The 22,943-nt window shown below is 72.7% G+C and carries 18 protein-coding genes and 1 pseudogene; 11 read left to right on the plus strand and 8 right to left on the minus strand.

Features of this window, described 5'->3' with window-relative positions; all coding sequences use genetic code 11:
- Positions 1-83 precede the first annotated feature (83 nt).
- From ACFYXA_RS03550 to ACFYXA_RS03560, 3 genes are read left to right on the plus strand one after another with little or no spacing between them, the layout of a single operon-like run.
- Positions 84-1,289: a CaiB/BaiF CoA-transferase family protein gene (locus tag ACFYXA_RS03550; RefSeq protein ID WP_352248148.1), complete on the plus strand. Its 1,206-nt coding sequence runs from the start codon at positions 84-86 to the stop codon at positions 1,287-1,289.
- Positions 1,286-2,500 carry an acetyl-CoA C-acetyltransferase gene (locus ACFYXA_RS03555; RefSeq protein ID WP_389027837.1) on the plus strand — a complete coding sequence of 405 codons (1,215 nt, stop codon included), beginning with the start codon at positions 1,286-1,288 and terminating at the stop codon, positions 2,498-2,500. The genes ACFYXA_RS03550 and ACFYXA_RS03555 overlap by 4 nt, the downstream gene beginning before the upstream one ends.
- 40 nt (positions 2,501-2,540) lie before the next feature.
- Complete coding sequence (locus ACFYXA_RS03560; protein WP_389027839.1) at positions 2,541-4,718, plus strand: 3-hydroxyacyl-CoA dehydrogenase NAD-binding domain-containing protein; 2,178 nt, start codon at positions 2,541-2,543, stop codon at positions 4,716-4,718.
- A 41-nt stretch (positions 4,719-4,759) separates the two neighbouring features.
- Here ACFYXA_RS03560 and ACFYXA_RS03565 read toward each other — a convergent pair whose 3' ends face one another.
- The gene (locus tag ACFYXA_RS03565; RefSeq protein WP_389027841.1) at positions 4,760-5,482 is read right to left on the minus strand and encodes a MerR family transcriptional regulator; all 723 of its coding nucleotides are present in this window, start codon (positions 5,480-5,482) and stop codon (positions 4,760-4,762) included.
- A gap of 218 nt (positions 5,483-5,700) precedes the next feature.
- Between ACFYXA_RS03565 and ACFYXA_RS03570 the strand changes: the two genes are divergently transcribed.
- The 3 genes and pseudogenes from ACFYXA_RS03570 (at position 5,701) to ACFYXA_RS03580 (ending at position 8,329) form a co-directional block, all read left to right on the plus strand.
- On the plus strand, positions 5,701-7,167 hold the full coding sequence (locus ACFYXA_RS03570; RefSeq protein ID WP_389027843.1) for an amino acid permease: 1,467 nt from the start codon (positions 5,701-5,703) through the stop codon (positions 7,165-7,167).
- A 60-nt stretch (positions 7,168-7,227) separates the two neighbouring features.
- Positions 7,228-7,356 (plus strand): annotated as a pseudogene (locus tag ACFYXA_RS03575) (Appr-1-p processing protein); the annotation flags it as partial.
- Between the two features lie 37 nt (positions 7,357-7,393).
- Positions 7,394-8,329: a PfkB family carbohydrate kinase gene (locus tag ACFYXA_RS03580; protein ID WP_389027845.1), complete on the plus strand. Its 936-nt coding sequence runs from the start codon at positions 7,394-7,396 to the stop codon at positions 8,327-8,329.
- Positions 8,330-8,369: 40 nt separating this feature from the next.
- On the opposite strand, the gene ACFYXA_RS03585 is transcribed toward ACFYXA_RS03580, so the two are convergent.
- Positions 8,370-9,881: a M1 family metallopeptidase gene (locus ACFYXA_RS03585; protein WP_389027847.1), complete on the minus strand. Its 1,512-nt coding sequence runs from the start codon at positions 9,879-9,881 to the stop codon at positions 8,370-8,372.
- A gap of 201 nt (positions 9,882-10,082) precedes the next feature.
- On the opposite strand from ACFYXA_RS03585, the gene ACFYXA_RS03590 reads away from it, so the two are divergent.
- Positions 10,083-12,050: a Xaa-Pro dipeptidyl-peptidase gene (locus ACFYXA_RS03590; protein ID WP_389027849.1), complete on the plus strand. Its 1,968-nt coding sequence runs from the start codon at positions 10,083-10,085 to the stop codon at positions 12,048-12,050.
- A 48-nt stretch (positions 12,051-12,098) separates the two neighbouring features.
- Positions 12,099-13,739: an ABC-F family ATP-binding cassette domain-containing protein gene (locus ACFYXA_RS03595; protein WP_389027851.1), complete on the plus strand. Its 1,641-nt coding sequence runs from the start codon at positions 12,099-12,101 to the stop codon at positions 13,737-13,739.
- Between the two features lie 76 nt (positions 13,740-13,815).
- Here the strand turns inward: ACFYXA_RS03595 and ACFYXA_RS03600 are convergent, their stop codons facing one another.
- Entirely contained in the window at positions 13,816-16,176 is a 2,361-nt protein-coding gene (locus ACFYXA_RS03600) for a Tex family protein (RefSeq protein ID WP_389027853.1), read from the minus strand.
- 93 nt (positions 16,177-16,269) lie between these two features.
- Positions 16,270-16,401 (minus strand): LPFR motif small protein, encoded by a 132-nt coding sequence (locus ACFYXA_RS03605; protein WP_389027855.1) that lies wholly within the window; start codon positions 16,399-16,401, stop codon positions 16,270-16,272.
- Between the two features lie 164 nt (positions 16,402-16,565).
- On the opposite strand from ACFYXA_RS03605, the gene ACFYXA_RS03610 reads away from it, so the two are divergent.
- On the plus strand, positions 16,566-17,537 hold the full coding sequence (locus tag ACFYXA_RS03610) for a GlxA family transcriptional regulator (RefSeq protein ID WP_389027857.1): 972 nt from the start codon (positions 16,566-16,568) through the stop codon (positions 17,535-17,537).
- A gap of 41 nt (positions 17,538-17,578) precedes the next feature.
- Positions 17,579-18,214 carry a DJ-1/PfpI family protein gene (locus ACFYXA_RS03615; RefSeq protein ID WP_351097127.1) on the plus strand — a complete coding sequence of 212 codons (636 nt, stop codon included), beginning with the start codon at positions 17,579-17,581 and terminating at the stop codon, positions 18,212-18,214.
- Here the strand turns inward: ACFYXA_RS03615 and ACFYXA_RS03620 are convergent.
- Positions 18,201-18,950 carry an enoyl-CoA hydratase/isomerase family protein gene (locus ACFYXA_RS03620; RefSeq protein ID WP_389027860.1) on the minus strand — a complete coding sequence of 250 codons (750 nt, stop codon included), beginning with the start codon at positions 18,948-18,950 and terminating at the stop codon, positions 18,201-18,203. The genes ACFYXA_RS03615 and ACFYXA_RS03620 overlap by 14 nt on opposite strands.
- Before the next feature lie 230 nt (positions 18,951-19,180).
- On the opposite strand from ACFYXA_RS03620, the gene ACFYXA_RS03625 reads away from it, so the two are divergent.
- The gene (locus ACFYXA_RS03625) at positions 19,181-19,699 is read left to right on the plus strand and encodes an ATP-binding protein (RefSeq protein WP_352248298.1); all 519 of its coding nucleotides are present in this window, start codon (positions 19,181-19,183) and stop codon (positions 19,697-19,699) included.
- A 24-nt stretch (positions 19,700-19,723) separates the two neighbouring features.
- Here the strand turns inward: ACFYXA_RS03625 and idi are convergent, their stop codons facing one another.
- The 3 genes from idi to galE form a co-directional block, all read right to left on the minus strand.
- The gene (idi, locus tag ACFYXA_RS03630; RefSeq protein ID WP_351097131.1) at positions 19,724-20,317 is read right to left on the minus strand and encodes an isopentenyl-diphosphate Delta-isomerase; all 594 of its coding nucleotides are present in this window, start codon (positions 20,315-20,317) and stop codon (positions 19,724-19,726) included.
- Positions 20,318-20,518: 201 nt separating this feature from the next.
- Entirely contained in the window at positions 20,519-21,454 is a 936-nt protein-coding gene (locus tag ACFYXA_RS03635; RefSeq protein ID WP_389027862.1) for a cation diffusion facilitator family transporter, read from the minus strand.
- Between the two features lie 179 nt (positions 21,455-21,633).
- A complete protein-coding gene (galE, locus tag ACFYXA_RS03640; RefSeq protein ID WP_389027864.1) occupies positions 21,634-22,611 on the minus strand; it encodes a UDP-glucose 4-epimerase GalE in 978 nt (325 codons plus the stop codon).
- Positions 22,612-22,943: the final 332 nt, after the last annotated feature.

Here is a 22,943-nt window from a genome sequence, read left to right on the forward strand (position 1 = left end):
TGCTCGCTCGCCTCTTGTGCCCACGGGAACACGTTCCTAGCATCACTGGTGTTACATCGGTTGTGTCACAGCAAGGGGGCTCGATGACAACGGCAGACACCGCGGACGCGGCACCCACGCCCCGGCACGGCCCGCTCACCGGCGTACGCGTGGTCGAACTCGCCGGCATCGGCCCCGGCCCCTTCGCCGCGATGCTCCTCGCCGACCTCGGCGCCGACGTCGTCCGCGTGGACCGCCCCGGCGGCTCCGCCCTCGCCGTCGACCCCGCGCACGACGTCACCAACCGCAACAAGCGCTCGGTGATCGTCGACCTGAAGTCCCCCGACGGTCCCGCGCGCGTCCTCGACCTCGCCGCCCGCGCCGACGTGCTGCTGGAGGGCAACCGTCCCGGCGTCGCCGAACGCCTCGGCGTCGGCCCCGACGCCTGCCACGCCCGCAACCCCCGGCTGGTCTACGGCCGGATGACCGGCTGGGGCCAGGACGGCCCCCTCGCCCCCCGCGCCGGCCACGACATCGCCTACATCGCCCTCACCGGCGCCCTCGGTCTGATCGGCCCCCCGGACACGCCCCCGCCCGCCCCCGCCAACCTCCTCGGGGACTACGCCGGCGGCTCCCTCTACCTCGTCGTCGGCGTGCTGGCCGCCCTGCACCACGCGCGCGCGACCGGCGAGGGCCAGGTCGTCGACGCCGCCATCGTCGACGGCACGGCGCACCTGTCCGCCATGCTCCACGGCATGCTCGCCGCCGGCCGCTGGCAGGACCGCCGCGCCGCCAACCTCCTCGACGGCGGCTGCCCCTACTACGGCACCTACGAGACCGCCGACGGCGGCCACATGGCCGTCGGCGCCCTGGAACCGCAGTTCTACGACACCTTCGTACGCCTGCTGGAGCTCGACGACTTCACCGACGCCCGCAAGGACCCCTCCCGCTGGGACGACCTGCGCGAGGCCGTCGCCGCCCGCTTCAAGTCCCGCACCCGGGACGAGTGGACGGCCCTCTTCGCCGACACCGACGCATGCGTGGCGCCCGTGCTGTCGCTGACCGAGGCCCCCCGCCACCCGCACCTCGCCGCCCGCGGCACCTTCACCGACCACGGGGGCATCACCCAGCCCGCCCCCGCGCCCCGCTTCTCCCTGACCCCGGCCGCCGTGCGCGGCGGCCCCGCCCGGCCCGGCGCCGACACCGCCGAGGTGGCGCGCGACTGGGACGTCCCCCTGCTCGTCACGGACCCTCCCCGCCAGGGCGACCGATCCTCCTCGGCCCACCCTCCCCGAAAGGCCTCCCAGTGAGCACCGAAGCGTACGTGTACGACGCGATCCGCACCCCGCGCGGGCGCGGCAAGGCGAACGGCGCCCTGCACGCAACCAAGCCCGTCGACCTCGTCGTCGGCCTCATCCACGAGCTGCGCGACCGCTTCCCCGGACTCGACCCGGCCGCCGTCGACGACATCGTGCTCGGCGTCGTCAGCCCCGTCGGCGACCAGGGATCCGACATCGCACGCATCGCCGCGATCGCCGCCGGACTGCCCGACACCGTCGCCGGCGTCCAGGAGAACCGCTTCTGCGCCTCGGGCCTGGAAGCCGTCAACCTGGCCGCCGCCAAGGTCCGTTCAGGATGGGAGGACCTCGTCCTCGCGGGCGGCGTGGAGTCGATGTCCCGGGTGCCGATGGCCTCGGACGGCGGCGCCTGGTTCAACGACCCGATGACCAACCTCGCCGTGAACTTCGTGCCCCAGGGCATCGGCGCCGACCTCATCGCCACCATCGAGGGCTTCACCCGGCGCGACGTCGACGAATACGCGGCCCTCTCCCAGGAGCGGGCGGCCGCCGCCTGGAAGGACGGCCGCTTCGACCGCTCCGTCGTGCCGGTCAGGGACCGCAACGGCCTGGTCGTCCTCGACCACGACGAGCACCCGCGCCCCGGCACCACCGCCGACTCCCTCGCCGGCCTCAAGCCGTCCTTCGCCGACATCGGCGAACTCGGCGGCTTCGACGCGGTCGCCCTGCAGAAGTACCACTGGGTGGAGAAGATCGACCACGTCCACCACGCGGGCAACTCCTCCGGCATCGTCGACGGCGCCTCGCTCGTCGCGATCGGCTCCAAGGAGGTCGGCGAACGGTACGGGCTCACCCCGCGCGCGCGGATCGTCTCCGCCGCCGTGTCCGGCTCCGAGCCCACCATCATGCTCACCGGCCCCGCCCCCGCCACCCGCAAGGCTCTCGCCAAGGCGGGCCTGACCGTCGACGACATCGACCTCGTCGAGATCAACGAGGCCTTCGCCGCCGTCGTCCTGCGCTTCGTCAAGGACATGGGCCTGTCCCTGGACAAGGTCAACGTCAACGGCGGCGCCATCGCCCTCGGCCACCCCCTCGGCGCCACCGGCGCGATGATCCTCGGCACGCTCGTCGACGAACTGGAGCGCCAGGACAAGCGCTACGGCCTCGCCACGCTGTGCGTGGGCGGCGGCATGGGCATCGCGACCGTCGTCGAACGCCTCTGAACTCCCCGGCGGAACAACAGACTTCACTGGAGACCCTGTCATGACACAGAGCACTGCCATCCGCTGGGAACAGGACCGCACCGGCCTCGTCACCCTCGTCCTCGACGACCCGGAACAGTCGGCGAACACCATGAACCAGGCGTTCCGCGACTCCCTCGCGGCGATCGCCGACCGCCTGGAGGCCGAGAAGGACACCGTCCGGGGCGTGATCATCACCTCCGCGAAGAAGACCTTCTTCGCCGGCGGCGACCTGCGCGACCTGATCCGCGTCACCCCCGACACCGCCGGGCAGCTCCTCGACGGCGGCCTGGAGATCAAGCGCAACCTGCGCCGCATCGAGACCCTCGGCAAGCCCGTCGTCGCCGCCCTCAACGGCGCGGCCCTGGGCGGCGGTTACGAGATCGCCCTCGCCTGCCACCACCGCGTCGCCCTGGACGCCCCCGGCTCCCGGATCGGCTGCCCCGAGGTCACCCTCGGCCTGCTCCCCGGAGGCGGCGGCGTGGTGCGCACCGTGCGCCTGCTCGGCATCGCCGACGCCCTCCTCAAGGTCCTCCTCAAGGGCACCCAGTACAGCCCGCGGCGCGCCCTGGAGCACGGCCTGATCCACGAGGTGGCCGACACGCCCGAGGACATGCTCGCCAAGGCCCGCGCCTTCATCGACGCCCACCCCGAGTCGCGCCAGCCCTGGGACGTGCCCGGCTACCGCATCCCCGGCGGCACGCCCGCCAACCCCAAGTTCGCGGCGAACCTGCCCGCCTTCCCGGCCAGTCTGCGCAAGGAGACCAAGGGCGCCCCCTACCCGGCCCCGCGCAACATCCTCGCCGCCGCCGTCGAGGGCGCCCAGGTCGACTTCGAGACCGCGCAGGTCATCGAGGCCCGCTACTTCGTGGAGCTGGCCGCCGGGCAGATCTCCAAGAACATGATCCAGGCGTTCTTCTTCGACCTCCAGGCCGTCAACTCCGGCGTCAGCCGGCCGCAGGACGTCCCGCGGCGCCAGGTCCGCAAGGCCGCCGTCCTCGGCGCCGGGATGATGGGCGCCGGCATCGCCTACGCGTGCGCCCGCGCGGGCATCGACGTCGTCCTGAAGGACGTCTCCCTGGAGGCGGCCGTCAAGGGCAAGGCGTACTCCGAGAAGCTGTGCGCCAAGGCCGTCTCCCGGGGCCGTACGAGCCAGGAGAAGGCGGACGCCCTGCTGGCCCGGATCACACCCACCGCCGACCCGCAGGACGTGGCCGGCTGCGACGCCGTCATCGAGGCCGTGTTCGAGGAGACCTCCCTCAAGCACAAGGTGTTCCAGGAGGTCCAGCACCTCCTCGCGCCCGACGCCCTGCTGTGCTCCAACACCTCCACCCTGCCCATCACCGCCCTCGCCGAGGGAGTGGAGCGCCAGGCCGACTTCGTCGGGCTGCACTTCTTCTCGCCCGTCGACAAGATGCCCCTCGTCGAGATCATCAAGGGCGAGCGGACCGGCGACGAGGCGCTCGCGCGCGCCTTCGACCTGGTCCGGCAGATCAAGAAGACGCCGATCGTCGTCAACGACTCGCGCGGTTTCTTCACCTCCCGGGTGATCGGCCACTTCATCAACGAGGGCGTCGCCATGGTCGGCGAGGGCATCGAGCCCGCCTCCGTCGAACAGGCGGCCGCCCAGGCGGGCTACCCGGCCAAGGTGCTGTCCCTGATGGACGACCTGACCCTGACCCTGCCCCGCAGGATCCGCCAGGAGACCCGGCGGGCCGTGGAGAACGCGGGCGGCGTGTGGACCGCGCACCCCGCCGAGGCCGTCGTCGACCGCATGGTCGACGAGTTCGGCCGCACCGGCCGCAGCGGCGGCGCCGGCTTCTACGAGTACGGGGCCGACGGCAAGCGGGCGGGCCTGTGGCCGGGCCTGCGCGAGCACTTCACCCGCGAGGGCGCGGAGATCCCGTTCCGGGACATGCAGGAGCGCATGCTCTTCGCCGAGGCCCTCGACACGGTCCGGCTGCTGGAGGAGGGCGTGCTGACCTCCGTCGCCGACGCCAACATCGGCTCCCTCTTCGGCATCGGCTTCCCGGGCTGGACCGGCGGCGTGCTCCAGTACGTCAACGGCTACGAGGGCGGCCTGACCGGCTTCGTGGCACGCGCGCGTGAACTCGCCGAGCGCTACGGCGACCGCTTCACCCCGCCCGCGCTGCTCGTCGAGAAGGCGGAGAAGGGGGAGACCTTCACCGACGGCCGCTGAGCGGCCTCAAGGGGAGCGGCTTTCTCCGGCGAGCCGCTTCCTCACGGGGAGCCGTCCGCCGGCGGCGGCTCCCCGAGCCACTCCCGCACCTCCTCGGTCAGCGACCGCTGGAACGCCGTGAGCAGCGCCTGCACCACCAGCGGCTGCATGTGCGCCGACAGCGACCGCACCGCGCGCGCGTCATCCTCGGCCACCTCCTCGCGCAGCAGCCGCGACATCTCGTGCGCGGCGGCCCGCGCGTGCTCCACGAGCACGGTGCGCGCCGCGAGGATCGACTCCGGCGACAGCGGCACGTCCAGGAGCCGCACGCCCAGCCTCAGCAGCCCCGGATCCACCCGGTAGGAGTCCTCGGCGGGCCCCTCGGTCAGCACGCCCATCGCCGTGAGCCGTTCCACGTCCCCAGGCTCCAGCGCCCGCCCCGCCCGCCGGCACAGCTCCTCCCGCGTCACCGTCTCCCGCGCGTCCGGGGCCCAGGACGCCACCACCGCGCGGTGGACGGCGAGGTCATGCGCGTCGAGACCGGCGGGCAGCCGGTCCAGGTAGCGCTCGATCGCGGCCAGCGTCATGCCCTGCCGCCTCAGCTCCTCGATCAACGCCAGCCGCGCGAGATGCCCCGCGCCGTAGCGGCCCACCCGGCGCGGACCGATGACCGGCGGCGGCAGCAGCCCCCTGGTGCCGTAGAAGCGGACCGTGCGCACCGTGACGCCGGCCCGGGCGGCCAGCTCGTCGACCGTGAGGGACGGCTCCTCGGTCTCGATCGTCATGCGCAGCAGTATCGCTGTCACACCAACCGCTGTGAAAGCCGAGGGGCGGGAGTGAGGACCCTGTGAGAAGTCACCCTCTGTGACATGAGCCACCGCATGGGCGGTCACCTGCTGGGAAGCTGCCCCCTTGGTCTGTGCCCCGACCCGGGAGCCGCGGGCCATGACCGTAAGGAAACCCGGGCGCACGACGCCCGGGCGCACCAGAGAGTGGAACTCCCGTGAGCAAGGACACCGTGCACACGGCCGAGGTCGCCGCCCCCACCGGGGCGACCGCGACACCCGCGGACGCGGGCGACGCCGGCTACAGCAAGGACCTGAAGCACCGCCACGTCAACATGATCGCCATCGGCGGCGCCATCGGCACCGGCCTCTTCCTGGGCGCCGGAGGACGCCTCCACACCGCGGGCCCGGCGCTCGCCGCGGCCTACCTCGTCTGCGGCGTCTTCGCCTTCTTCGTCGTCCGCGCACTGGGCGAGCTGGTCCTCTACCGGCCGTCCTCCGGCTCGTTCGTGTCGTACGCGCGCGAGTTCCTCGGCGAGAAGGGCGCCTACGTCGCCGGCTGGATGTACTTCCTGAACTGGTCGACCACCGGCATCGCCGACATCACGGCGATCGCGCTGTACACGCACTACTGGAGTCTGTTCACCAGCATCCCCCAGTGGGTGCTGGCGCTGGTCGCACTGGCCGTGGTGCTGGCCGTCAACCTGATCTCGGTGAAGATCTTCGGCGAGATGGAGTTCTGGTTCTCCGTCGTCAAGGTCGCCACCCTCGTCGCCTTCATGGGCATCGGCATCTTCCTGCTCGCCACCCGGCACGAGGTCGACGGCCGGGCGCCCGGCCTCGGCGTGATCACCGACAACGGCGGCCTCCTCCCGCACGGCCTGATGCCCGTCGTCATCGTCATGCAGGGCGTGATCTTCGCGTACGCCGCACTGGAGCTGGTCGGCGTCGCCGCGGGCGAGACCGCGGAGCCGGAGAAGGTCGTCCCGCGCGCGGTGAACTCGATCATGTGGCGGGTCGGCCTGTTCTACGTCGGCTCGGTCGTCCTGCTCGCCCTGCTGCTGCCCGGCTCGGCCTACTCCGCCGACCAGAGCCCGTTTGTCACCGTCCTGTCGAAGATCGGCGTCTCCGGCGCCGGCGACGTGATGAACCTCGTCGTCCTCACCGCCGCCATGTCCTCGCTCAACTCGGGCCTGTACTCCACCGGCCGCATCCTGCGCTCGATGGCGATGGCGGGGTCCGCCCCGAAGTTCACCGCCCGCATGAACCGCAGCCAGGTCCCCTACGGCGGCATCCTGCTCACCTGCGGGGTCTGCGTCCTCGGCGTCGGCCTGAACTACCTCGTGCCGGAGCAGGCCTTCGAGATCGTGCTGAACGTCGCCTCCCTCGGCGTCATCAGCACCTGGGTGATCATCATGGTCTGCCACCTGGTCTTCGTCCGCCGCGCCAGGGCGGGTCTGCTCCACCGGCCGTCCTTCCGCCTCCCCGGCAGCCCGGTCACGGAGATCGTCACGATCGCCTTCCTGATCGCCGTGCTCGGCCTGATGTGGAACGACCCCGAGGTCGGCCGCAAGACCGTCCTGCTCGTCCCGCTCATCGCCGCCGCACTCGTCGCCGGCTGGTTCGGGATCCGCAACAGGGTGGCGCGGACCGCCGACCAGGAGCTGACCGGCCCCACGAAGTAGCGGGCCGGCCCACGCCGTGACTCGCAGGCCACTGTCAGTGGCATCGCCTACGGTGGCGTCATGTCGGAGATCACTTACATCCGGGGTGACGCCACCGCGCCGTCGGTGAAGGGCGTCAAGGTGATCGCCCATGTCTGCAACGACATCGGGGGATGGGGAAAGGGCTTCGTCATGGCCCTCTCCCGCCGCATCGCGGTGACGGTGTACGACCACGGGGAGGCCTGAGGTGAGCCGGTCCGACAGGTCCGCCCAGTCCGCCCGGTCCGCCCGGGACACCGACGTCCTCGTCCTGGGTGGTGCGGGCGTGGACACCATCGTGTACGTCCCCGAGCTGCCGCTCCCGTACGCCGACAGTTACATGATCGGCAGCGGGATCCGCACCCGCGCCGGGCAGACGGGGGACTTCGTCGCCGTCGGCCTGGCCGCCCTGGGCCTGCGCACCCACCATCTCGACTTCCTCGGCGACGACCCCGAGGGCGCGCTGGTCCGCGCCCTGCACCGCGACCGCGGCATCGGGCTGACCGCCGTCCCGCAGCCCGCCGGCACCAAGCGCGCCGTCAACCTGGTCGGCCCCGACGGCCGGCGGCTCTCCTTGTACGACACGAGCCGCACCGGCCCCGACGACCGGTTCCCGCCCTCCACGCTCCGAGCCCTGGCCGGGGCGAGTCGCCACGCACACGTCTCGATCACCCAGCCCTGCGCGCACGCCCTGCCCGCGCTGCGCGAGGCCGGCGTGAGCATCTCCACCGACCTGCACGACTGGGACGGCGAGAACCCGTACCACGAGGCGTTCGCCCACGCGGCCGACGTCGTGTTCCTGTCCGCGTCCAACCTCACCGACCCCGAGGCGACCATGCGCCGCGTCGCCGAGCGGGGCCGGGCCGACACGGTCGTCGCCACGGCCGGCGCCGAGGGAGCCTATCTGCTGGCCGACGGCGAGCTGACCCGGATACCGGCGGTGCCGCCACCCGGCCCGGTGGTGGACTCCAACGGCGCCGGCGACGCCTTCGCGGCGGCCTTCCTCTACGGCCGTCTCACCGGCGAGCCGCCGCAGCGCTGCGCCCTGTACGGCGCGGTGGCGGGCGCGCACGCCTGCACCGTGCCGGCGACGGCGACGGACGCCATCGACCGGGACGAACTCCTCATCCGGGCGGCTCGGTGAGCCGCAGCGATCTCCGCCCCCCGAGCCGCCCGGACGTCACTCAGTGCCGGTGCTCGTGCACACCGTTCGTCGCGGCGATCTTCTGCCACGACTTCGGCCGCACGGGCGCGCCCCGCGTCCCGAGCGGCCGGGACGTCAGGGACGCCTCGGCGGCCGCCGGCGCCGCCGGCTTCGACGGCTGGAACAGCCAGGTGTCGAAGAGCGCGGCCAGCGGCCGGCCGGACACCTCCTCCGCGTACCGCCTGAAGTCGGCGACGGTGGCGTTGCCGTAGGCGTGGCGCTGCGGCCAGCCCTTCAGGAGCGCGAAGAACGCCTCGTCGCCGATCTCGTTCCGCAGCGCCTGAAGGGCCAGCGCGCCCCGGTCGTACACCGCCGCGTGGAACTGGTTCTCCGGGCCCGGGTCGCCCGGCCGCACCGTCCAGAACGGATCGTCGGCGGCGCGGGAGGCGTACACGTAGTCCGCGAGCTCCTGGGCCGTGCCCTCACCCTCGTGCTCCGACCACAGCCACTGCGCGTACCGGGCGAAGCCCTCGTTGATCCAGATGTCCTTCCAGCCGGCGACGGACACCAGGTCGCCGTACCACTGGTGGGCCAGTTCGTGGACCACCACGGAGGTGTTCGAGCCGTTCGCGAACTGCCGCGGGCTGTAGAAGGGCCGGGTCTGCGTCTCCAGCGCGTACCCCGTGGTCACGTTCGGCACGTATCCGCCGAGCGCGTCGAACGGGTACGGCCCGAAGTACTCGGCCAGCCAGTCGGCGATCTCCCCGGTCCGCTCGATGCTCGCCCGCGCCGCGCCCGCGTCGGCCCCCAGGTCCTTGCTGTAGGCGTTCACGACCGGGACACCGTTCTCCGTCCGGCCCGTCGTGACGTCGAACTTCCCGACCGCGAGCGTGGCCAGATACGTCGCCTGGGGCTTGCCCGACCGCCAGCTGTACCGGGTCCAGCCGGCCCGTGAAACCGTCGACTGGAGCGTGCCGTTGGAGATGGCCTGGGTGCCGTCGGGCACCTGCACCGACACGTCGTAGGTCGCCTTGTCGAGCGGGTGGTCGTTGCTCGGGAACCACCACCAGGCCGCCTCGGGCTCGTTGGCGCCGACCCCGCCGTCCGGCGTGCGGTGCCAGCTGGTGAAGCCGTACGCCTGCTTCGAGGAGGGCACGCCGCTGTAGCGGACCACCACCGTCACCGCCGCGCCCTTCGCGAGGGGCGTCTTCGGTGTGATCTGCAGCTCGTGTTCCCCCGAGGCGGTGAACGCGGCCGGCACGCCGTTGACACGCACCTCGCTCACGTCGAGGAGGAAGTCCAGATCGAAGCGCGACAGGTCCTGCGTCGTCCTCGCGAGGAGCGTCGCCGTGCCCTCCAGACGGTCCGTCACCGGCTGGTACTTCAGCCTCAGGTCGTAGTGGGAGACGTCGTATCCGCCGTTGCCGTAGGCCGGGTAGTAGGGGTCGCCGATGCCCGGCGCGCCGGGGGAGCCGCTCGCGGCCGACGCCGGGATCGCCAGCAGCACGGACGCGGCGGCCAGTGCGCCCGGCGCGATGATTCTGCGGTGCACGAAGAACTCCAAGTCGTGGGGGCGTGAGATCTGTTGGGAGCCTATGGACTCCCTGTGCCCGGGACCTGCCCACAGCCGCCGCTGTCACACGATCGCCATTCGGCCGTCATGACCGACCCTGCCCAGGGACGCGTTCCGGCCACATCCCGCGCACAATCGCCCTCTTCTGCACGGGAGTTGCCCGCTGTACCGTCCAGGCGCATGCCGATACGCACGCGCTTCACGATCTGGAGACCGCTCGCGGCCGCGGCCGTCACCCTCCTGACGGCCGCCTTCCTCACCCCGGCGACCGCCCATGCCGCCCCGCGCGAGAGCCTGCCGGTGTACTCCTACGAGGACGCCGTCCGCGAGGCCGTCTGGGTGGACACCCGGCTCGACGGCGACGGCGACGGAAGGACCGACCGGGTCGCCGTCGACATCGTCCGCCCGCGCGAACCCGCCGCCCGCGGCCGCAAGGTGCCCGTCATCATGGACGCCAGCCCCTACTACTCGTGCTGCGGACGCGGCAACGAGAGCCAGCGCAAGACGTACGACGCGAACGGCGCCGTCGTCCAGACCCCGCTGTTCTACGACAACTACTTCGTGCCCCGCGGCTACGCCTTCGTCGCCGTCGACCTGGCCGGAACCAACCGCTCCGACGGCTGTGTCGACGTCGGCGGCCGCTCCGACGTCCTCTCCGCGAAGGCCGTGATCGACTGGCTGGGCGGCCGCGGCACCGCGTACACCACCCGCACCGGCGCCACCGCCGTCAAGGCGGGCTGGACCGACGGCGCGACCGGCATGATCGGCAAGAGCTGGGACGGCACGATCGCCAACGGCGTCGCCGCCACCGGTGTGAAGGGCCTGAAGACCATCGTCCCGATCAGCGCCATCTCCTCCTGGTACGACTACTACTTCCAGCAGGGCGCCCCGCTCTACGACTCCGGCCCCGACTGGCTCTCGGACTACGTCGACAGCCCTGACGCCCGCGCCAAGTGCGCCGCCGTGCAGCGCAGACTCGTCGAGCAGGCGCCCCGCACGGGCGACCGGACCGGGCTGTGGAAAGAACGCGACTACGTCAGGCACGCGAGCAGGGTCAAGGCCAGCGTCTTCCTCGTCCACGGCCTCCAGGACCTCAACGTCCGTATGAAACACGTCGGTCAGTGGTGGGACGCGCTCGGTGAGCACGGCGTCGAACGCAAGATCTGGCTCTCCCAGACCGGGCACGTCGACCCCTTCGACTTCCGCCGCGCCGACTGGGTGAAGACCCTGCACCGCTGGTTCGACCACGAACTCCTCGGCTACGACAACGGCATCGACCGCGAGCCGATGGCCGACGTCGAACGCCACCCCGACCAGTGGGTCACCTCGCGGTCCTGGCCGCCGCGCGGCACACAGACCACCACCCTGCGCCCCGACCGGGGCGCCCACCCCGGCGTCGGCGCCCTGGGCCTGCGCAAGGGACGCGGCACCGCGGCGTTCACCGACGACCCGCGGCTCGGCGAGACCGACTGGGCGGCGCGGATCGACACCGCGACCCCCGACAAGGCCGGCTTCGTCACCGCGCCCCTCACCCGGGACCTGCGCCTGTCCGGCTCCTCCGAGGTCACCGTCACCGTCACGCCCAGCACCCCCACGGCCCATCTGACCGCCGTCCTCGTCGACCTCGGCCCCGACACCATCCGGGACTACGCGGCGAGCGGCGAGGGCATCACCACCCTCGCCGACCGCACCTGCTGGGGCGAGAGCAGCGCCGGCGACAGCGCCTGCTTCAAGGAGACCGCGCCGCGCACGGCCGACGTCGGCCACACCGTCGTCAGCCGCGGCTGGGCCGACCTGGGCACCTACGCCGACGCCGGGCGGGGCGTCCCGCTCACCCCGGGCCGCGCGTACTCGATCACCCTCGACCTGGCGGCCACCGACCACGTGGTGCCCGCGGGCCACCGGCTGGCGCTGATCGTCGCGGGCACCGACAAGGACCTCATCGACCCGCCCGCCGACACCCCGACCCTCACCCTGGACCTGTCCCGCACCTCGGCCCGGGTCCCGCTCGTCGGCGGCGCCAGGGCGTTCGCCGCCGCGACCTCCACCGTCGCCACCTCCGGCGCCGCGACGACAGCGCCCGACGCCTCCCGCTCCGCGCCGGCGGACGGCGTCCGCGCCCCACGCCCCGCACCGCGCGTCCCGTGACAGGCCGGAGAAGGGGGAGCGCTCCGGGCCGACTAGGATCTGGCGTCTGTGACCGCCACCCTCGTCGCCAAGAACCTCGCCGCCGGGCACGGCGACCGCTCCCTCTTCTCCGGGCTCGACCTCGTCGTCGCCCCCGGCGACGTGATCGGGCTGGTCGGAGCCAACGGCGCGGGGAAGTCCACCCTGCTCAGGCTCCTCGCAGGCCTCACCGCGCCGGAGGACGGCGAGCTGCGGCTCTCCCCGCCGACCGCGACCGTCGGGCACCTGCCCCAGGAACCGGAGCGCCGCCCCGGCGAGAGCGTGCGCGCCTTCCTCGCCCGCCGCACCGGGGTCGCCGAGGCGCAGCACGCCATGGACGAGGCCACCCAGGCCCTGGTCGACGGAGCCCCGGGTGCCGACGACGCCTACGCCGTCAGCCTGGAGCGCTGGCTCGGCCTCGGCGGCGCCGACCTCGACGAGCGCGCGGAGGAGGTCGCCGACTCCCTGGGCCTCGGCGTGGACCTCGACCAGCCGATGACGTCCCTCTCCGGCGGCCAGGCCGCCCGCGCCGGCCTCGCCTCCCTCCTGCTGTCCCGCTACGACGTCTTCCTCCTCGACGAGCCCACCAACGACCTCGACCTCGACGGCCTGGAGCGCCTCGAACGCTTCGTGGCCGGCCTGCGCGCCGGCGCCGTCGTCGTCAGCCACGACCGCGAGTTCCTCACCCGCACCGTCACCAAGGTCCTCGAACTCGACCTCGCGCAGGGCCGGATCAACCTCTACGGCGGCGGCTACGACGCCTATCTGGAGGAGCGCGAGATCGCCCGCCGGCACGCCCGCGACGACTACGAGGAGTACGCCGACAAGAAGGCCGCCCTCCAGGAGCGCGCCCAGACCCAGCGCTCCTGGATGGACAAGGGCGTGAAGAACGCGCGTCGCAAGGCGGGCAACGACAACGACAAGATCGGCCGCAAGTTCCGCAGCGAGGCCAGCGAGAAGCAGGCCGCGAAGGCCCGCCAGACCCAGCGCATGATCGAACGCCTGGACGTCGTGGAGGAGCCGCGCAAGGAGTGGGAGCTGCGCATGGAGATCGCGGCCGCCCCGCGCTCCGGCGCGGTCGTCGCCGCCCTGCGGGACGCCGAGGTGCGGCGCGGCGGCTTCACCTTCGGCCCGGTCACCCTGCAGATCGACTGGGCCGACCGGGTCGCGGTCACCGGCGCGAACGGCGCGGGGAAGTCGACGCTGCTCGGCGCGCTCCTCGGCCGGATCCCGCTGGACGCGGGTCACGCCGCTCTCGGCTCGGGCGTCCTGGTCGGGGAGGTCGACCAGGCGCGGAAGCTGTTCCACGGGTCCGAGGCGCTGCTCGACGCGTTCCGCGCGGCCGTCCCGGACACCGAGCCGGTCGAGGTGCGCACCCTGCTGGCCAAGTTCGGTCTGAAGTCGGACCATGTGCTGCGCCCGGCGGCCACGCTGTCACCGGGGGAGCGGACGAGGGCCGCCCTCGCCCTCCTCCAGGGCCGGGGCGTCAACCTGCTCGTCCTCGACGAGCCGACCAACCACCTCGACCTCCCGGCCATCGAGCAGCTGGAGTCCGCCCTCGACGCCTACGACGGCACCCTGCTGCTGGTCACCCACGACCGCCGCATGCTGGACGCGGTCCACGTCACCCGCCGGCTGGAGGTGGCTGACGGGAAGGTGGCCGAGCGCTAGAGAACGATGTGCGCTCCGCAAGGGGCGCGGGGAACTGCGCGACCGGCAACGACCGGCCCGCAGCTCCCCGCAACCCTCAGCGCTTGCCGCGATCCAGCAGCCCCGCCTTGCGCAACGCGTCGGCCATCGCACTGTTCGCCGGTGCCGGAGCCTGCCGAGAGCCGCCACCCTGCCGCTGCTGCCGCTGCTGGGGCGGACGCCCGCTCCGCTGCTGGCGACGCTCACCGCCGGAGGCCTGCGCCTCGTCGTCCAGGCGGAGCGTGAGCGAGATCCGCTTGCGCGGGATGTCGACGTCCAAGACCTTCACCTTGACGATGTCACCCGGCTTGACCACGTCCCGCGGGTCCTTGACGAACGTCCGCGACAGCGCGGAGACATGCGCCAGACCGTCCTGGTGGACGCCGACGTCGATGAACGCCCCGAAGGCGGCCACGTTCGTCACGACCCCCTCCAGCACCATCCCGGGCGCCAGGTCGGAGATCTTCTCCACGCCCTCCTTGAAGGCGGCCGTCTTGAACGCGGGCCGCGGGTCGCGCCCGGGCTTCTCCAGTTCCTTCAGGATGTCGGTGACGGTCGGCAGACCGAACGTCTCGTCCACGAAGTCCGCGGGACGCAGCGAGCGCAGGACGGAGGTGTTGCCGACGAGGGCGGCCACCTCCTGCCCGGAGGTCTTCACCATCCGCCGGACCACCGGATAGGCCTCCGGGTGCACGCTGGAGGCGTCCAGCGGGTCGTCGCCGCCCCGGATCCGCAGGAAGCCCGCGCACTGCTCGAACGCCTTGGGGCCGAGCCTGGGCACCTTCTTCAGCGCGGAGCGCGAGGTGAACGGCCCGTTGGCGTCGCGGTGCGCCACGATGTTCTCCGCGAGCCCGGAGGTGATGCCGGAGACACGGGCGAGCAGCGGGGCGGACGCGGTGTTCACGTCGACGCCGACGCCGTTCACACAGTCCTCCACCACCGCGTCCAGCGAACGCGACAGCTTCACCTCGGACAGGTCGTGCTGGTACTGGCCGACGCCGATCGACTTCGGGTCGATCTTCACCAGCTCGGCCAGCGGGTCCTGGAGGCGGCGCGCGATGGACACCGCGCCGCGCAGCGACACGTCCATGCCGGGCAGCTCCTGCGAGGCGAACGCGGACGCCGAGTACACGGAGGCGCCGGCTTCCGACACCATCACCTTGGTCAGCTTCAACTCGGGGTGCTTGGCGATGAGTTCACCGGCGAGCTTGTCGGTCTCGCGGGAGGCGGTGCCGTTGCCGATCGCGACCAGCTCGACCGCGTGCTCCCTCGCCAGCCGGGCCAGCTTGGCGATCGCCTCGTCCCACTTGTTGGCCGGAACGTGCGGGTAGATCACGTCCGTGGCGACGACCTTGCCGGTCGCGTCGACCACGGCCACCTTCACGCCCGTGCGGAAGCCGGGGTCCAGACCGAGGGTGGCGCGGGTGCCGGCCGGGGCGGCCAGCAGCAGGTCGCGCAGGTTCTTCGCGAACACGTCGACCGCCTCGTCCTCGGCGGCGGTGCGCAGCCTCAGCCGCAGGTCGATGCCCAGGTGGACGAGGATGCGGGTGCGCCAGGCCCAGCGGACCGTGTCCGTCAGCCACTTGTCGGCCGGCCGGCCCCGGTCGGCGATGCCGAACCTGGCGGCCACGATCCCCTCGTACGAGGACGGGCCCTCCGTCGGCTCCTCCGGCTCCAGGACGAGGTCGAGGACCTCCTCCTTCTCGCCGCGCAGCATCGCCAGGATGCGGTGCGAGGGCAGGTCGGTGAAGGGCTCGGCGAAGTCGAAGTAGTCGGCGAACTTCGCGCCGGCCTCCTCCTTGCCCTCGCGCACCTTCGCCGCCAGCCGCCCCCGCGCCCACATGCGCTCGCGCAGCTCGCCGATCAGGTCGGCGTCCTCCGAGAACCGCTCGGTGAGGATCGCCCGCGCGCCGTCCAGCGCGGCCTGCGGATCGGCGACGCCCTTGCCGGCGTCGACGAACGCGGCCGCCGCGGCGAGCGGCTCGACGCCCGGGTCCCCGAGCAGCCCCTCGGCCAGCGGCTCGAGACCGGCCTCCCGGGCGATCTGCGCCTTCGTCCGCCGCTTCGGCTTGTACGGCAGATAGACGTCCTCCAGGCGCGCCTTGGTCTCGGCGCCCCGGATCCGCGCCTGAAGCTCGTCGGTGAGCTTGCCCTGCTCACGCACCGACTCGAGGATCGCCGCCCGGCGCTCCTCCAGCTCCCGCAGGTAGCGCAGCCGCTCCTCGAGCGTGCGCAGCTGCGCGTCGTCGAGCATCTCGGTCGCTTCCTTGCGGTAGCGGGCGATGAAGGGCACCGTCGAGCCGCCGTCCAGCAGCTCCACGGCGGCCTTCACCTGCCGCTCCCGTACGCCGAGCTCCTCGGCGATCCTGCCTTCGATGGACACTGCTGCCATGGCCTCGCTGGACCCGGGTGTCGTCACGATCCCGTACCGCCTTCTCCGCTAAAGGTTGCGCGGCAATTGTGGCAGGCGACGGCGACACCGGCGGATCAGGGCACGCCCTGCGAGGCGTCCTCAGGCCCTGCTGCCCCGAGCCGAGGAGGAGGTGCCCCCGAACAACCGCGCCAGCGCCCGGAAGGGAAGCGTCACCACAGTGGCGATCGCCCCACCGATCTGCCGCAGAACATCACCGATAGCACGGAACACGACCAACTCCTTTCATCCCCCGGCCAGAACGACCGGAACTCCTCGTGTACCTCCTCACCGCCGGACCATGCCCCGCCTTTCGCTTCGCCCTTGGGCGAGGCATGGCAGAAAGGGTGGGGAACTCGTCGTTGTGGACATCGCCCGGCCCGCGAAGAATCGTCCGCATGGCGCAGCGAACCGTTCTCGTCGTCCTCTTCGACGGCGTCCAGAGTCTCGACGTGAGCGGTCCCGTGGAGGTGTTCGCCGGGGCGGAGAATCACACCCCGGGCTCCTACCGCATCCGCACCGCCTCGCTGGACGGCGCTCCCGTGCGCACCAGCAGCGGCCTGACCCTCGTACCGGACGGGATCCTGGCCGAGGCGCCCGACCCGCACACCCTCGTGGTTCCCGGTGGTCAGGGCACACGGCGGCCGGATCCGCCGCTGGTCGACTGGCTGCGCGCGCACGGTCCGCGCGCGCGGCGACTGGTGTCGGTGTGCACCGGCGCCGCCCTGCTGGCCGCGGCCGGGCTGCTGGACGGGCGGCGGGCGACGACCCACTGGGCCCACTCCGACCGGCTGGCACGCCGCCATCCGGCCGTCGAGGTGGATCCCGAACCGATCTACGTCCGGGACGGCGACGTCTACACCTCGGCGGGCGTCACCTCCGGCATCGACCTGGCCCTCGCGCTGGTCGAGGAGGACCTGGGCCGGGACGTCGCGCTGACCGTCGCCCGGCATCTTGTCGTCTTCCTGCGCCGCCCCGGCAACCAGGCCCAGTTCAGCGCCCAGCTCGCCGCCCAGACGGCGACGCGCGAACCGTTGCGGGAGGTCCAGCACTGGATCACCGAGCATCCCGCGGACGATCTGAGCATCGAGTCCCTCGCCGCGCGCGCCGGACTGTCGCCCCGTCACTTCGCCCGCGCCTTCCGCGCCGAGACCGGAGAGACCCCCGGCCGCCACGTGGAGCGCGTCCGCCTAGAACACGCACGCCGTCTGCTCGAGGACACGGCGGACGGCGTCGAACGGATCTCCCGGGCGAGCGGCTACGGCACGCCCGAGGCCATGCGACGCGCCTTCCTCAAGACCCTCGGCGTCCCGCCGGCCGAATACCGCCGTCGCTTCCGCCCCGCACCGGGCACCGCGCCCGTCCACTGAACGCCGGTCTCCCGACCGGTCCACCGAGCCGAAGGAAACGCATGCAGATCGCCATCGTCCTCTTCGACCGCTTCACCGCCCTGGACGCCGTCGGCCCCTACGAGATCCTGGGACGGCTCCCCGACGCCCGTACCGTCTTCGTGGCCGAGCGGACCGGGCCCGTGCGCGCCGACACGGGCAACCTCGCCCTCACCGCCGACCGGACGCTCGCCGAGGTCACCGGCCCGGACATCGTCGTCGTGCCCGGCGGACCCGGCCAGAACGCGCAGATGGGGAACGGCGTCCTGCTGGACTGGCTGCGCACCGCCGACGCCGCCAGCACCTGGACGACCTCGGTGTGCACCGGCTCCCTGCTCCTGGCCGCCGCCGGGCTCCTCGACGGGCGTAGGGCGACCTCGCACTGGCTCGCCCTCGACCATCTGAAGCCGTTCGGCGCCGTACCGACGGGGGAGCGGGTGGTGGCCGACGGCAAGTACGTCACGGCGGCCGGCGTCTCCGCCGGCATCGACATGGCGCTCACCCTGCTGGGCACGATCGCAGGCGACGAGCACGCCCAGATGGTCCAACTGGCCGCGGAGTACGACCCGCAGCCGCCCTACGACGCCGGGTCGCCCGAGAAGGCGCCCGCGCATCTCGTCGAGCGGCTTCGCTCCCGGAGCAGGTTCATCCTGACGTAGTCCAGGTGAAGCGGGGTTCCCTGCGGTCCAGGAAGGCGGTTACTCCCTCTGTGGGGTCGGGGGCGGTTCGGGACTGGGTGGCCCAGTGGGCGTCCCGGTCCGTGCGGCCGCCTGCGAACTCCTTCGCGGCGGCCTGGGTCAGCTGGGAGCGGGAGGTCAGGGTTCGGGTGAACTCCTCGACGCGGGCGTCGAGTTCGGCGGCGGGGAGCACCTCGTCGATCAGGCCGGTGCGCAGGGCCCGCTCGGTGTCGATCAACTCGCCCGAGAAGAGGAGGTACTTGGCGGTCGCCGGGCCCACCAGGGAGACCAGGCGCCGGGTCGCGGAGGACGGGTAGACGATGCCGAGCTTCGCCGGGGTCACCCCGAACAGGGCGCCCTCCTCGGCGAAGCGCAGGTCGCAGGCGGCCGCGAGCTGTGCCCCGCCGCCCACGCAGTGACCCCGCACCACCGCGAGCGTCGGCTTGGGGAACGAGGCGAGGGCCTCCTCGGCCCGTACGGCCAGTTCCTGCGCCTCGGCCGGCGAGTCCCGCAGCGTGGAGATGTCGGCCCCCGCGCAGAAGGTGCCGCCCGCCCCGGTCATCACCAGGGCCCGCACGTCCTTGCGTGCGGCCAGTTCGTCGAGCAGCGGCGGCAGTGCGCGCCACATCGCGGCCGTCATGGCATTGCGCTTGGCCGGGTGGTGCAGGACGACGGTGGCCACCTCTTCGATGACACCGTGCAACAGTTCGGGCTCCATGCGCCGGATGCTAGCGCCCCGGTCGGCGTCCCGCCGAAGCCGTACAACCCGAACAATGCGCGAAGGCGGCGTGAGGCGGACAGAAGCGGTCGTGTCGTCGGCCGTCTCGCGCCGAGGCGGTCAGGGACGCTCGATATCAGCTGACTTGTGTTCAGTCATCGGGGGGTGCGCACCTCGGTGCCAACACTCGACGTGTGGCGACAATCGAGCGCGAGGGCGGCGACCGGACGATGGACGACGACGGGCGCGGACCCGGCCCACGCCCCGACGGCGACACGGGCGCGCAGGACGATCCCGACGACGAGGACGGTCCCCGGCCACTGCCGTACGAAGGGGTCTGGCGGTTCACCGCGCCCGCCGTGGACGCCTCCGTCCCGCAGGCCCGCCACGCCGTACGGGACCTGCTGTTCCGCCAGGGGGTGCCCCTCCACGACGACCTGCTGCAGGGACTCCTGCTGATCGTCTCCGAGCTGGTGACCAACGCCGTACGGCACGCGGCGGTGCTGTCCCCGACGCTCGGGGTGGAGGTCGCGGTCGGGGCCGGGTGGGTGCGGGTCGCCGTGGAGGACGAGCACCCCTACCGTCCGACCGCCCTGGAGACCGACCACGGCCGCACCGGCGGCCGGGGGCTTCTCCTCGTCCGCGAGATCGCGAGGGAGGCCGGCGGGACGTGCGACGTCCAGCACACGGCGAGCGGTGGGAAGGTGATCTGGGCCTCCCTGCCCCTCCGGGACGCCCGCTTCAGATGAGATCCGGCACGGCCGCGGCGTGCGTCACCAGCCCGCCGACGGGCCGGTCAGCTCCCTGACCGCCGGCCGGGCCGCGTCCAGCACCGTCATGAACCAGGCCGAGAACGTGTCCTTCGCGTGCCGCTCGGCCAGCTCGGCGGGCGTCACGTACGCCGTGTCGCCGACCTCCTCCGGGTCCGGCCGCAGCCGCGACTGCACCAGTCCCACGAAGAGGTGGTTGTACTCCTGCTCCACCAGCCCGGACGCCGGGTCCGGGTGGTTGTAGCGCACGGTGCCCGCCTCCGCCATCAGCGACGGCGACACCCCGAGCTCCTCGAACGTACGCCGCGCCGCCGCCGCGAACGGCGCCTCACCGGGGTAGGGGTGCCCGCAGCACGTGTTGGACCACACGCCGGGGGAGTGGTACTTGCCCAGCGCCCGCTGCTGGAGCAGCAGCCGGCCCCGCTCGTCGAAGAGGAAGACCGAGAACGCCCGGTGCAGCTGCCCGGGGGGCTGGTGGGCGGCGAGCTTCTCCGCGGTGCCGATGGTCAGGCCGTCGGCGTCGACCAGTTCCAGCAAAATCGCGTCCGCGGCGCCGTTCGACGAACCGTTCGTCGTGGTGGCAGAAGTGATCGGCATACCCATCCTTAGCATCGGTCCTCGCGCCCCAGTCTGCCGTACGCGTCCGGCGCCTCCGGCACTTCGCGCGAACGCCCGCATGTCCCGCGCAGAGGTGATCTTGCCCTGCGGTGCGGGCACGGAACCGTCCTGAACGGATGTGCGGACGCCCTCCCGGTGAGGCCCCGTCGACGAGAGGTCCAGGTCAGCGAGAGGGCGGTGTCAGTGGCACAGCCGCGCCTCGTGCTCCGCGTGCCCGCTCGGCTCCAGCTGGAAGGTGCAGTGCTCCACGTCGAAGTGGTCGCCGAGGCAGCCCTGGAGCTCGTGCAGCATCTTCTCGTGGCCGCTCGCGTTCAACCAGTCCGAGCGGACCACGACGTGCGCCGACAGCACCGGCATCCCCGAGGTGATCGTCCAGGCGTGCAGGTCGTGCACGTCCTCGACCCCCTCCAGCTCCAGGATGTGCGCCCGCACCTGCGCCATGTCGACGTCCTTCGGCGCCGCCTCCAGCAGCACGTCCAGCGTCTCCCGCAGCAGCTTCACGGTCCGCGGCACGATCATCACGCCGATGACGAGCGAGGCGACCGGGTCGGCGGCCTGCCAGCCGGTGGTGAGGATCACCGCCGCCGAGATCATCACCGCGACCGAGCCCAGCGTGTCCGCCGCCACCTCCAGGAACGCCCCGCGCACGTTCACGCTCTCCGCCTGGCCGCGCATCAGCAGCGTCAGCGAGACCGAGTTGGCGACCAGGCCGATCGCGCCGAACACGAGCATCAGCCCGCCCTCGGTGGAGGCCGGCGTGAGGAACCGCTCGACCGCCTCGTACAGCACATAGCCGCCCACCCCGAGCAGCAGCAGGCAGTTGGCGAGGGCGGCCAGGATCTCGGCGCGGGCGAGGCCGAAGGTACGGCTCTCGCTCGGGGGCCGGTTGGCGAAGTGGATGGCGAGCAGCGCCATGCCGAGACCGAGCGCGTCCGTCGCCATGTGCGCCGCGTCCACGATCAGGGCGAGGGAGTCCGCGAGGAGCCCGCCGACGATCTGGACCACCATCACGGTCAGCGTGATCGACAGTGCGACGCGCAGCCTCCCCCGGTACGCCGCCCCGGCGGTGCCGGTGACCGGCCCGTGCGCGTGGCCGTGGTCGTGCCCAGCCCCCATGGGGAATGCCTTCCTGCCGTCCGTCCGTGTCCGACGGCGCCCGCCGATGTCGGCCGGGGTCCGTCGGAGCGGGTCCGAAAGCACAGTCAACTACGGGCGGGGGGTATCCGGCAACGCGGCATTGAACACCGTTGTCATGTCCCCTGACCTGCGCAAACGAACCGCAGGTCAGGGCAGCCTCACCGGGCCGCGCCCTGGTGCAGCAGCCAGCCCCGCCAGGCCGAGCCGACCATCTCGCGCACCCCGCGGGACGCCGTCCAGCCCAGCTCCCGCCCGGCCAGCGCGGCCGAGGCGACCGCGCGCGGGGCGTCCCCCGGCCGGCGCCCCTCGACCACGGCCGGGCGCCGTTCCCCGGTGACCTCGCCGATCAGCGTGACCAGCTCCCGCACCGAGACGCCCTCGCCCCGGCCGATGTTCACCGTCAGGTCCCCGGCCGTGTCCGGCGCGGCCAGCCGCCGGGCCGCCGCGAGGTGCGCCTCCGCCAGGTCGGCCACGTGGATGTAGTCGCGCACACAGGTGCCGTCGGGGGTCGGGTAGTCGTCGCCGAAGATCCGCGGGGCCTCGCCGCGCGTCAGCCGGTCGAAGACCATCGGGACGATGTTGAAGACCCCGGTGTCGGCCAGTTCGGGGGCGGCCGCGCCGGCCACGTTGAAGTAGCGCAGGCAGGTCGTCGCCATGCCGTGCGCCCGGCCGGCGGCCCGCACCAGCCACTCCCCGGCGAGCTTGGTCTCGCCGTACGGGTTCACCGGGGCGCACGGGGTGTCCTCCGTGATGAGGGCCACGTCGGGGGTGCCGTAGACGGCCGCGGAGGAGGAGAAGAGGAAGCGCCGCACTCCGGCCTCGGCCGCCGCCTCCAGGAGGGTGGCCAGCGCGCCCACGTTCTCCCGGTAGTAGCGGGTGGGGTGGGCCACGGACTCCGGGACCTGTTTGCGGGCCGCCAGGTGGATCACGCCGGTGACCTGGTGGTCGGCGAGGACGCGCTTGAGCAGGGCCGGGTCGGCGGTGTCGCCGGTGACGAGGGGGACGTGGGCCGGGAGGCGGGCGGGGTCTCCCGAGGAGAGGTCGTCGAGGACGGCGACGGGTTCGCCGGCGGCGGTCATGGTGTGTGCCACGTGGGCGCCTATGTATCCGGCTCCGCCGGTGATCAGCCAGGTCATGACGGCCCACTCTATGAGGGCACCCACACGAACCGCACGGTCCCGCCGTCCAGCGCCGCACTGGCCCGCCGCCATGGGCCGCACGGGCCCGCCCGTCGAGCGCGGCACGGTCCCGCCGCCGGGCGCGGCACGGTCCCGCCGTCATGGGCTGCTCGGGCCTGCTGTCGGGTGCGGCTCGGTCCCGCCGTCATGGGCTGCTCGGGCCTGCTGTCGGGTGCGGCTCGGTCCCGCCGCCGTGGGCTGCTCGGGCCTGCTGTCGGGTGCGGCTCGGTCCCGCCGCCGTGGGCTGCTCGGGCCTGCTGTCGGGTGCGGCTCGGTCCCGCCGCCGTGGG

The organism is Streptomyces sp. NPDC002566 (assembly GCF_042889585.1).
Classification (GTDB): Bacteria; Actinomycetota; Actinomycetes; order Streptomycetales; family Streptomycetaceae; genus Streptomyces.